This window comes from Novosphingobium sp. FG90 (assembly GCF_057808725.1).
Window position 1 is genome coordinate 299,197 of the sequence record NZ_JBMDIO010000002.1, and the last position, 11,188, is coordinate 310,384.

An 11,188-nucleotide genomic window follows, 5' to 3' on the forward strand; every position below is an offset into this window, starting at 1 on the left:
CAACCAGTTAAAACGAGCAGGACGAGCCGATGCAGCGTTTCGAAGGCACCAGCAACTATGTCGCCACCGAAGACCTGAAGGTCGCGGTCAACGCCGCCGTGCTGCTGCGCCGCCCGCTTCTGGTGAAGGGCGAGCCGGGCACCGGCAAGACCGTGCTGGCCGAGCAGATCGCCGAGGCACTGGGCGCCCCGCTGATCACCTGGAACGTCAAGTCCACCACCAAGGCGCATCAGGGACTCTACGAATACGATGCCGTCGCCCGCCTGCGCGACGGCCAGCTTGGCGACGCGCGCGTCCACGACATTTCCAACTACATCCGCAAGGGCAAGCTGTGGGAGGCGTTCACCGCACCGCGCCTGCCGGTGCTGCTGATCGACGAGATCGACAAGGCCGACATCGAGTTCCCCAACGACTTGCTCGCCGAACTCGATCGTATGGCCTTCGACGTCTACGAGACCGGGGAGCACGTCGCCGCCGTCGAACGTCCGATCGTCGTCATCACCTCCAACAACGAGAAGGACCTGCCCGACGCCTTCCTGCGCCGCTGTTTCTTCCACTACATCAAGTTTCCGGATCGCGGGACGATGGAGGCCATAGTCGATGTCCACTTCCCCGGCATCCAGAAGACGCTGGTGCGCAAGGCGATGGAAATCTTCTACGAATTGCGCGAAGTGCCCGGCCTCAAGAAGAAGCCCTCGACCAGTGAACTGCTTGACTGGCTCAAGCTGCTGATGAACGAGGACATGCCGCTCGAGGTGTTGCAGAACAAGGATCCCGGCAAGGCGATTCCGCCGCTGCACGGGGCGCTGCTCAAGAACGAGCAGGACGTGATGATGTTCGAAAGGCTCGCCTTCATGGCCCGGGGAAACCGCTGAGATGACCGCACCCTATTCCGGCCGCTGCAACTGCGGCGCCGTCACCGTCGAGATCACCGCCGAACCGGTCGCCACGCGCCAGTGCTGGTGTCGCCAGTGCCAGAAGGCGGCGGGCGGCGGTCCGACTCACAATGCGATGTTTCCGACCGAGGCAGTTGTTCTGACCGGCGACCGCGGCGAATTCGTTTACGTCGCAGCCAGCGGCAATACGCTGACGCAGGAATTCTGCGTGGCCTGCGGCAGTCCCGTACTCGGTCGGTCGAGCGCGCGCCCGCAGTTCCGCACGATCCGCATCGGTATGCTTGAAGGCGATCATGGCGTGAGGCCAGCGATGGCGATCTGGACGGACGATGCACCGGACTGGGCCGTGATCGACCCCGCGCTGGAGCGTTGGCCGCAGCAGCCTCCCGCACCGGCGCCAGCGCCGAACTGAGCGACAGCACCGGGGCATGACAGCAGGACCGGCCACCCACACCCGCTTCGCCGCCATTCGTGCGCGGCTGGAGGGTTTCACGCCGCGTCCGGGCTGGCGTGCGTGGGTCTATGAATTCCTCCTCTTCGGCTTCAAGCAGGGCTGGGCCTGCCTGTTCGGCGCTTTGCTGCTGGTGCTGCTGCTCGGCACGTACCTGTTCTATCCGGCCGGTGCGGTGCTGGCGCGCTACGATTTCCTGACGATCAGCGCGCTGGCGATCCAGCTGGGCATGCTTGCCCTGCGGCTGGAGACGCTGGAAGAGGCCAAGGTCATCCTTGCCTTCCATGTCGTCGGCACGGTGATGGAACTGTTCAAGACCTCCGTGGGATCGTGGGAATATCCCGAGGCAGCGATGCTGCGCGTCGGTGGAGTGCCGCTGTTCTCGGGCTTCATGTATGCCGCCGTCGGCAGCTACATCGCGCGGATATGGCGGATTTTCGACTTCCGCTTCACCGGCTACCCGCGCGAGGGGCTGTCAGTGGTTCTCGCGATCGCGATATACGTCAATTTCTTCGCGCATCACTGGCTGACGGACTTGCGCATCGCGCTGTTTGCCGCGCTGGCGCTGTGCTTCGCGCGCACGCGCATCTGGTTTCGCGTCTGGCGCGAGGATCGCTGGATGCCGCTGCTGCTGGGCTGGTTCCTCGTCGCGCTGTTCATCTGGTTCGCGGAGAACCTGGCCACCTTCTCGCACGCCTGGATCTACCCCAGCCAGCGCAGCGGGTGGGCGATGGTCCACTTCGGCAAGCTGGGCGCGTGGTATCTGCTGATGTATATCTCCTTCGTGCTGGTCGCGGCCGTGCATCGGCCTAAGGCGCGGGTGACCGCTGCGGCATTTTCCTACAGTTCGCAGGACCGATAGGATGCGCCGCATGACCAATCCGCCGCCTCTCGCCAGCCTGTCACCTTGCGGTTCTCCCAAAGGTCACACCGCATTTTCGGAAAGTCGCGGAAATCCGGGCGTTTCGAACGTAAGGTTACACATTTTCACCGTGCATTCCGTGTCAACCCGCCGAGGCAGCGCGCCATGTTCCTGAACTTCATCGACGAGCTGCGCAGCGCCGGCATTCCGGCATCGCTCAAAGAGCATCTCGTGCTTCTGGAGGCGCTCGACAAGGATGTGATCGAGCAGACGCCCGAGGCGTTCTACTACCTCAGCCGCGCCACTTTCGTGAAGGACGAGGGACTGCTCGACCGCTTCGACCAGGTGTTTCGCAAGGTCTTCGAGGGCATCTTCAGCGACTACGGCCAGCAGCCGGTGGAGATACCCGAGGACTGGCTCAGGAAGCTCGCGGAACGTTATTTCTCGGCCGAGGAGATGGAGGCGGTAAAGTCCCTCGGCTCGTGGGACGAGATCATGGAAACCCTGAAGCAGCGCCTGGAAGAGCAGGAAAAGCGCCATCAGGGCGGTAACAAGTGGATCGGCACCAACGGCACTTCGCCCTTCGGCCACTCGGGCTACAACCCCGAAGGGGTGCGCATCGGCGGAGAAGGCAAGCACGGCCGCGCCATCAAGGTCTGGGAAAAGCGCGAGTTCGCCAATCTGGACAACACGCGCGAACTGGGCACCCGTAACATCAAGGTGGCGCTGCGCCGCCTGCGCCGCTTCGCCCGCGAAGGCGCGGCGGAGGAACTGGACCTTGACGCCACGATCACCGGGACCGCCAAGCAGGGCTGGCTCGACGTCGTCATGCGGCCGGAGCGGCACAATGCGGTGAAGGTCCTGCTGTTCCTTGACGTCGGCGGTTCGATGGACCCGTTCATCCGGCTCGTCGAGGAACTGTTCAGCGCGGCCACGGCGGAATTCAAGAACATGGAGTTCTTCTACTTCCACAACTGCCTCTACGAAGGCGTGTGGAAGGACAACCGCCGCCGCTGGTCGCAGCGCACGCCGACATGGGACGTGCTCCACAAGTACGGCCACGACTACAAGGTCATCTTCGTCGGCGATGCGGCGATGAGCCCCTACGAGATCAGCCATCCCGGCGGCTCTGTCGAGCATATGAACGAGGAAGCCGGCGCTGTCTGGATGAACCGGGTGGTGCAGACTTATCCGGCGACGGTTTGGCTCAATCCCACGCCCGAGCGGCAGTGGGGCTATTCGAGTTCCACCCGCATGTTGCGTGAAATCATGGGCGGGGCGATGTACTCGCTGACGCTCGACGGCCTCGATGCCGCCATGCGCGAACTGACGCGCAAGAAGGGATGACCGGCCGGCGGCTGCGCGCGAGTGCAGCCCGGACGCAATGGGATCAACAAGCAAAGGAGAAGGCCGATGACGACATTCCTGCTCATGCTCGCCGCGGGTCTCGCCGCCCAGGGTGACGCCAATGCCGCCGGTGCCCAGACGCGCAAGTGCGCATACAAGGCCGAGCGGGTGGCGGCGGCCGGTCCTGCCAGATACCGGCAGGGCAAAGGCGACCCCATGCACCTGCGAGCGGTCGAAACCCGGATCAACGGCTGCGCTGTCCTGACCGATGCAGGCAGCGGCCGGATGATCGAGCCGCCGGTGTTCGATGGCCGGGATGCGAAAGTCATTCCGGCGCGCTGACGAAGCATGTTACGAAGTCTGTTTGCTGCGGACCTCGTCCAGGCTTCAGTAGAGCAGGAGGTCCGCCACTTCGGCCCGCCAGGCGGCTTCGTCTCGGCCCGAGATCGCGTCGAGATCCGCAGCCGTGGCCGCCGGATCATCGACCCATTCGCGAAGTGCCGGGCCGCCGTTGATGACGTCGATCGCCAGACGCTCGAACTCATACTCGTAAGGGAAGTCGCGCCAGAGCGGATAGTCCGGGTAGAGGCGGCGGATCGCCTTGAAGGCCAGCGCCTGCAGGCGCCAGGGACGGAAGGCGTGGTGGTCGTAGAAACCGCCCTCTGCGTGGATCATCAAGCCGTTGCACAGCAGGCCGGCGTGCTTGTGGAAGGTCGGTGTGAACCAGCACTCGCGGATCGCGCAGCCGGCCAACCACTCGGGCGCGAAGTCGCGCATTTCCGCAAGCACGGCCTTGGCGTCGATGTCTGGCGCGCCGAACAGGACTTCGAGCGGGCGGGTGGTGCCCCGGCCCTCGGAGACCGTCGCGCCCTCGATCATCACGGTTCCGGCATAAGCGCGGGCCATGTTGACATTTGCGGCATTGGGGCTGGGATTGATCCAGATGCGGTCCTGCGGCCACCCGTGGCCCGGCGCGGCATCGGGCTTCCAGCCTTCCATCGCGATGACGCGGTAATCGACGTCGAGGCCGAAATGGCGGATGAACCAGTGCCCCATTTCGCCGAGCGTCAGGCCGTGGCGCATCGGCATCGGGCCGGCCCCCACGAAGCTCTCCTGCCCCGGCAGCAGCGTGGTGCCCTCGACCGGGCGGCCCGCCGGGTTGGGACGGTCGAGCACCCAGACGCTCTTGCCCCGCACCGCCGCTTCCTCAAGCAGGTAGAGCAACGTCGTGACGAACGTGTAGATACGGCAGCCGAGGTCCTGCAGGTCGAACAGGAACACGTCGGCACTGTCCATCATCGCCGCGGTGGGCCGGCGCACTTCACCGTAGAGGCTGAACACCGGGATGCCATGGAGCGGATCGACCTCGTCCATGGTTTCGACCATGTTGTCTTGCTTGTCGCCCTTGAGTCCGTGCTGCGGACCGAAGGCGCTGGTCACGTTGACGCCCGCCGCGATCAGCGCGTCGAGCGAATGGACCAGCCCCTCGGTCACTGACGCGGGGTGCGCGACGAGCGAGACACGCTTGCCTTCGAGCGGCGCGCGCAGGGTGGGGTCCGCCAGCAGGCGGTCGATTCCGAACTTGATGGTGCCGAATTTCATGGCGCGGTGGGTGCCGCAATGGTCGCCGTGAAGCAAGCCGGATCATGGAAGTCCGGCGCATCGCCGCCGTGGATGAGCGACCAGTAGCTTTTGTGCCCGCCCTTCTCCTCGATCACCGCCGTGAACCCGCATTGCCATGGCGCGGAGGAAAGCCCGGCGACGGGGATCGCGGCATCGAAGATCGCCATGTCGGTGCCCTGCCGCATGGTGCACTCGGGTTCGCGCGGCATCGGCCGCTCGACCATGCCCTCGCGCCGGGCGGTGAAGTCGTAGACGTTCCAGCGCTCGGAGGGAGAGAGGTTGATCTCGGTGTAACCGGGGCCTTGCGCGTGCAGGAGGAACAGCTCGAAGCAGGTGGTCTGCCACAAGCCGTCCGCCCTGCCCTTGCCGGCGAAGGGAGGGACGACCAGCCGCGCCGCGCCCAAGATCTTCCATCGCGCCCGCAGCCACCGGGCATCATGCCCAATGATCCGCGCCTCCACGCTGCGAACGGTGAGTGGCGGATGTGCGGGGTGGAAGACGAGTTCGGTCATGATCACTCGCTAGGCGTTGAGCGGGCGGTGTGGCAATGCAGTTCCTCTCTGGGCGGAGAGGCTTCGACAAGCTCAGCCTGAGCGGGATTTAAAGGTCTGCTCTCAAAATCGCTCAAGCTGAGCTTGTCGAAGCCCCAGCTGCGCGCGCCGAGAGTTAGGCGGTTCACGGCCAGCGGTCCCGATCAAGTCCGGGACGACGGTGGAAGACCATCCATTTATTTCCCCCCCTCCCCGTGCTAGGCGCGCCGCTCCTACAACACGAAGCGGAACCGATGACCTACAATTCGACCCTGCTGCGCCTCCTCGAAGAGCGAGGCTACATCCACCAGCTCACCGACGCTGAGGGCCTTGACGCCTACGCCGAGAAGCAGGTGGTGCCGGGGTATATCGGCTTCGACCCGACCGCGCCTTCGCTGCACGTCGGCCACCTCGTCTCGATCATGATGCTGCGCCAGCTGCAGCGCGCAGGGCACAAGCCGATCGTCCTGATGGGCGGCGGCACCGGCAAGATCGGCGACCCCAGCTTCAAGGACGAAGCGCGCAAGCTGCTGACCGAGGACACGATCGCGCAGAACGTGGCCTCGATCCGCCGCGTGTTCGAACGCTTCCTGACCTTCGGCGACGGCCCCAGCGACGCCATCATGGTCGACAATGCCGACTGGCTCGACAAGCTGGAATACATTCCGTTCCTGCGCGATATCGGGCAGCACTTCTCGATCAACCGGATGCTCAGCTTCGACTCGGTCAAGCTGCGGCTCGATCGCGAACAGTCGCTGAGCTTCCTCGAATTCAACTACATGATCCTGCAGGCCTACGACTTCCTCGAACTGTCCCGCAAGGCCGGATGCCGCCTGCAGATGGGCGGGTCCGACCAGTGGGGCAACATCGTCAACGGCGTGGAGCTTGCCCGCCGCGTCGACGGCACGCAGGTCTTCGGCCTGACGACGCCCCTGCTCACCAATGCCGACGGCACCAAGATGGGCAAGACGGTCGGCGGTGCGGTATGGCTGAACGAGGACCAGCTTTCGCACTTCGACTACTGGCAGTTCTGGCGCAACACCGACGACCGTGACGTCGGCAAGCGCCTGCGCCTGTTCACCGACCTGCCGCTGGACGAGATCGAGCGCCTCGAAGCCCTTGAAGGTAACGAGATCAACGCCGCCAAGATCGTCCTCGCCAACGAGGCGACGAAGCTGTGCCGCGGCGAGGAAGCCTCGAAGTCGGCAGAGGCCACCGCGCAGACGACGTTCGCGGGCGGCGGCATGGGCGGCGACCTGCCGACCATCGAAGTCGGGCCTGAGGGCATTCGCCTTGGCGCCGCCTGCACCGTTCTCGGCTTCGTGGCCTCGAACGGCGAGGCCAAGCGCAAGATCGCCGAGGGCGCCGTGCGTCTCGACGACGTGGCGATGGACGATCCCGCCCTGCTCATCACGCTGGCCGGCGGTGAAAGCCGCAAGCTCAGCGTCGGCAAGAAAAAGCACGGCGTCATAAAAGGTATCTGACAACTCGGAGCCGCCGACTCCTGCCCGGGCTCCCTCGGGCTGTCCTCCCAGGCGGGGTCGGCGGAATTAACCGCTTGTTTGCCATTTGAGCCTAGAGTTCTTCGACGGCAAAAAGCAAAAGGCATGAAACCATGAGTGCAGGAGCGCAGCTCACTGTAACCGACAAACGGCGCGCAGCGCGTCATCCGGTCGATTACACCGTGATCGCCGAGCACCGCCAACTTGGCGACCTCGATCTGCACATCGTGAACATCTCCGCCCAGGGTTTCATGATTCAAGGCGAGATGGCGCTGGAGCGCGGTGAACGCCTTGTGATGCGGCTGCCGGTAGTGGGCCGGATCGAGGCACACATGATCTGGACTCACGAAGGCCGGTCCGGTTTTCAGTTCGAGCGCATCATCCGGGTCGATGACTTCCTGAAACTGGTCGATACGCTGCAGCCTAACCCCCGCCTGCGCCCTCGCCGATAAAAAGTTCGCAAGACCGGCCCCGCCGTGGGCCAAGTTCACCTATCGAGAAAATCAAAGAAGAAAAATCAATATAGGCCTGTCTTGGCAAGGGGAAGCCACGCTGCCATGCAGCACGGCGTGAGTCTCCCCCATTCTTCTCCTGACGGCGCCCCTGGCTCGCCGCTCCAGATCGCCGACTACCGCAAGTTCTGGCTGGCCCGCTTCTTCGCGGTGCTGGCGACGACGGGTACGGTCGTCATCATCGGCTACCAGCTCTACGACGTCGCCCGTGCCGACTACGGCATGTCGATCACCCAGGCTTCGTTCCAGTTGGGCCTGCTCGGATTCGCGCAGTTCCTGCCGGTGTTCCTGCTGACCCCCGTGGCCGGTGTCGTCGCCGACCGGTTCGACCGCCGCAAGGTGGCGGGCACCGCCGCCCTGCTCGACATGTGCGTCGCGCTGGGTCTCGGCATCGTCACGACGCTGGAAATCCGCAGCCTGCCGGTACTTTACGCCTTCGCGGTGATGCATGGCATGGTGCGTGTCTTCATCAGCCCGGCCATGTCGGCGATCGCGCCCAATATCGTGCCCTCGCAGCTGATCCCGCGTGCGATCGGCTTCAATTCGATTGCGATGCAGGCGGGCACGATCATCGGCCCTGCCGCCTACGGTTTCATGTTCGCGGCCCACCATGCCCTGCCCTACTGGTGCTCGGCGCTGTTCACGCTGGGCGCCTCGATCTCCATCCAGGCGATCCGCCACTTGCCCGCCATCCCGCGTGACCCGGCCAAGGCCCATCCGATCCGCCAGATCGTCGACGGCTTCAAATTCGTCTGGAGCGAGCGCTTCCTGTTCGGCTGCATCACGCTCGACCTCTTCGCCGTGCTGCTCGGCGGCGCGACCGCGCTGATGCCGGTCTTCGCCCGCGACCTGCTGCACGTCGGTCCCGAGGGTCTCGGCCAGATGCGCGCAGCGACGGCGGCAGGCGCGGCGGTGGTGGCGTTCTGGCTCTCGTTCCGCCCGCTGCAGTCGAACGTCGGCGTCAAGATGCTGGCGGCCGTCGTGGCTTATGGCGCCGCGACCATCGGCTTCGGTCTCTCGCGCCACTTCCTGCTGTCGCTCGCCTGCCTTGCCTGCCTCGGCGCCGCCGACATGATCTCGGTGTTCATCCGCAGCTCGCTCGTCCAGCTGCGCACGCCCGACACCGTGCGCGGGCGCGTCTCCGCCATTTCCGGCCTTGCCGTCTCCGCGTCGAACGAACTGGGCGAGTTCCAGTCCGGCTTTGCCGCAGCCCTTCTCGGGGCAACCGGAGCAGTTGTCTTCGGCGGCAGCGCTGCCATAGTCATCACCCTCGCCTGGGCCTGGTTCTTCCCGGAACTGCGCCGGGCGCGTACCTTCGAAGCCCGTTGGGAGCAGAAATCATGAAGGCCGACAGCATCCTCGCCACTATCGGCGACACCCCGCACATCCGCCTCTCGCGCCTGTTTCCGGACCATGAGGTCTGGGTGAAGGCAGAGCGTTCCAACCCCGGCGGTTCGATCAAGGACCGCATCGGCCTCGCCATGATCGAGGCGGCCGAGGCCGACGGCAGCCTCAAGCCCGGCGGCACCATCATCGAGCCGACATCGGGCAACACCGGCATCGGCCTTGCCATGGCGGCAGCGGTCAAGGGCTACACCCTTGTCCTTGTCATGCCCGAATCGATGTCGGTCGAGCGTCGCCGCCTGATGCTGGCCTACGGCGCCAGGTTCGACCTCACCCCGCGCGAAAAGGGCATGAAGGGCGCGATCGAGCGCGCCAAGGAGCTGATCGAGGCGACCCCGGGCGCCTGGATGCCCCAGCAGTTCGACAACCCCGCCAACGTCGACGTCCACGTGAAGACGACCGCGCAGGAAATCCTCAAGGACTTCGCCGATGAGCCGATCGACGTGCTCGTCACCGGCGTCGGCACCGGCGGCCACCTGACCGGCTGCGCCGAAACGCTAAAGGCAACCTGGCCTTCGATGAAGGCCTATGCGGTGGAGCCCACCCTTTCTCCGGTAATCTCGGGCGGCCAGCCCGGCCCTCACCCGATCCAGGGCATCGGTGCGGGCTTCATCCCGGGCAACCTGCATACCCAGTCGATCGACGGCGCCATCCAGGTCGATCCCGCCGACGCCAAGGACTGGGCGCGCCGCTGCGCCACCGAGGAAGGCATGCTCGTGGGCATCAGCTCGGGCGCGACGCTTGCCGCCATCGCCCAGAAGCTGAAGGACCTGCCCCCAGGCAGCCGCGTCCTCGGCTTCAATTACGACACCGGCGAGCGCTATCTCTCGGTGCCCGATTTCCTGCCGGAGTAATACAACCGTGACGACCACTCCCACGCTTGAACCCGTTTCCTACGAACACGCCGGTGTCGCCCTCACCGGCTGGCTCGCCCGCCCCGAAGGCGCAGCCCGCGCGGCCGTCGCCCTGTTCCCGACGATCGCCAACGTCATCCCGCTGATGGAGGAGCGCGCCAAGCGCCTTGCCGCAGAGGGCTATCTGGTGATGATCACCGACTTCTACGGAGAGCCGATCGAGAGCTTCGAGGCCTCGTTCCCCGTCGCCGAGAAGCTGCGCGCCGACAACGCCTACTACCGCGCCCGCATCATCGCCGGGATCGATGCGCTTCGCGGCATCGCAAATGGTCTCAAGGTCTTTGCGATCGGGCATTGCATGGGCGGTCAGGCAGTTCTCGAAGCGGCCCGTGCGGGTGAGGATCTGGCCGGCGTGGTCAGCTTCCACGGCACTTTGCCCACCACAGCGCCGGCCCGGCCCGGCGGCATCAAGCCCCGCATCCTCGTCTGCCACGGCGACGCCGACCCGCTCGTCCCGCGCGAGCACGTCGTCGCCTTCTGGGAGGAGATGGATGCGGCCGGGGCTAACTGGCACTTCCACAGCTACGGCAACGTGAAGCACGGCTTCACCGACCCGCACAGCCCGGACAAGGGCATGGCCTTCCTCGACTACAACGTCAGCGCCGATCGCCAGTCGTGGGCATCGATGCTGTCGTTCTTCGACGAAATCCTAGGCTGACCGCCAATTCCTCCCCGAGGCAAGCTCGGGGAGGAATTTCGCAAACAACCCCGTCATCCCAGCGAAAGCTGGGACCCTTCGACAAGCTCAGGGTGAGCGGGGGTGGCGTAATTCGTCCAAATTCCGCTCAGGCTGAGCGTGTCGAAGCCCGATGAGCAGAGCGCCGACCTTTGCGCCCCCAAAAAGACCCGTCATCCCAGCGAAAGCTGGGACCGCTGGCCTGTTGATGCCACCTATCGTCAGGGCACCCTGCCGAGGGTTGGGCTTTGCGCGGCCAGCGGTCCCGGCTTTCGCTGGGATGACGGGGCTGTGCGTGCAGCACATACGACAATACCCGCTGGCGAGTGCGGGCCGTAACGCCGGGGGAAGTCAACGCATCCGAAAGTGAACATCGGGTCGGCGCCGGGAGCGTCCACACCGGGACGCGGGGGTTCGTTGTCCACCTGCTCGGACGAGCGGCCGGGTAGCGGTGGTCAGCCCGGCTCGACC

12 protein-coding genes are annotated in these 11,188 nt (G+C 65.2%); 10 read left to right on the top strand and 2 right to left on the bottom strand.

The features are described 5' to 3' along the window. The first annotated feature begins 29 nt into the window (after positions 1–29). The 5 genes from ACODRZ_RS03075 to ACODRZ_RS03095 all read left to right on the top strand — a co-directional run bounded on the left by ACODRZ_RS03075 (position 30) and on the right by ACODRZ_RS03095 (position 3,898). Positions 30–875 carry an AAA family ATPase gene (locus tag ACODRZ_RS03075; RefSeq protein ID WP_488970940.1) on the top strand — a complete coding sequence of 282 codons (846 nt, stop codon included), beginning with the start codon at positions 30–32 and terminating at the stop codon, positions 873–875. A gap of 1 nt (position 876) precedes the next feature. After that, positions 877–1,308 (top strand): GFA family protein, encoded by a 432-nt coding sequence (locus tag ACODRZ_RS03080; protein ID WP_488970939.1) that lies wholly within the window; start codon positions 877–879, stop codon positions 1,306–1,308. A gap of 16 nt (positions 1,309–1,324) precedes the next feature. Continuing rightward, positions 1,325–2,209, top strand: a complete 885-nt coding sequence (locus ACODRZ_RS03085; protein ID WP_488970938.1) for a DUF817 domain-containing protein — start codon at positions 1,325–1,327, stop codon at positions 2,207–2,209. Between the two features lie 165 nt (positions 2,210–2,374). Then, positions 2,375–3,556, top strand: coding sequence for a vWA domain-containing protein (locus ACODRZ_RS03090; protein ID WP_488970937.1), 1,182 nt, complete (start codon positions 2,375–2,377; stop codon positions 3,554–3,556). 66 nt (positions 3,557–3,622) lie between these two features. Next, a complete protein-coding gene (locus ACODRZ_RS03095) occupies positions 3,623–3,898 on the top strand; it encodes a hypothetical protein (protein WP_488970936.1) in 276 nt (91 codons plus the stop codon). Between the two features lie 45 nt (positions 3,899–3,943). Here the strand turns inward: ACODRZ_RS03095 and ACODRZ_RS03100 are convergent, their stop codons facing one another. Both ACODRZ_RS03100 and ACODRZ_RS03105 read right to left on the bottom strand, forming a co-directional pair. Beyond that, positions 3,944–5,143: an exo-beta-N-acetylmuramidase NamZ family protein gene (locus tag ACODRZ_RS03100; RefSeq protein WP_488971047.1), complete on the bottom strand. Its 1,200-nt coding sequence runs from the start codon at positions 5,141–5,143 to the stop codon at positions 3,944–3,946. Between the two features lie 11 nt (positions 5,144–5,154). After that, positions 5,155–5,691, bottom strand: coding sequence for a DOMON-like domain-containing protein (locus ACODRZ_RS03105; protein WP_488970935.1), 537 nt, complete (start codon positions 5,689–5,691; stop codon positions 5,155–5,157). Positions 5,692–5,963: 272 nt separating this feature from the next. On the opposite strand from ACODRZ_RS03105, the gene tyrS reads away from it, so the two are divergent. The 5 genes from tyrS to ACODRZ_RS03130 all read left to right on the top strand — a co-directional run bounded on the left by tyrS (position 5,964) and on the right by ACODRZ_RS03130 (position 10,699). Then, positions 5,964–7,193: a tyrosine--tRNA ligase gene (gene tyrS, locus ACODRZ_RS03110; RefSeq protein WP_488970934.1), complete on the top strand. Its 1,230-nt coding sequence runs from the start codon at positions 5,964–5,966 to the stop codon at positions 7,191–7,193. 131 nt (positions 7,194–7,324) lie between these two features. Continuing rightward, positions 7,325–7,663, top strand: a complete 339-nt coding sequence (locus ACODRZ_RS03115; protein ID WP_271183348.1) for a PilZ domain-containing protein — start codon at positions 7,325–7,327, stop codon at positions 7,661–7,663. A gap of 105 nt (positions 7,664–7,768) precedes the next feature. Beyond that, positions 7,769–9,067 (top strand): MFS transporter, encoded by a 1,299-nt coding sequence (locus tag ACODRZ_RS03120; RefSeq protein ID WP_488970933.1) that lies wholly within the window; start codon positions 7,769–7,771, stop codon positions 9,065–9,067. Then, positions 9,064–9,981, top strand: coding sequence for a cysteine synthase A (gene cysK / locus ACODRZ_RS03125; protein WP_488970932.1), 918 nt, complete (start codon positions 9,064–9,066; stop codon positions 9,979–9,981). Before ACODRZ_RS03120 ends, cysK begins: the two co-directional genes overlap by 4 nt. Positions 9,982–9,988: 7 nt before the next feature. Next, on the top strand, positions 9,989–10,699 hold the full coding sequence (locus ACODRZ_RS03130) for a dienelactone hydrolase family protein (RefSeq protein WP_488970931.1): 711 nt from the start codon (positions 9,989–9,991) through the stop codon (positions 10,697–10,699). Positions 10,700–11,188: the final 489 nt, after the last annotated feature.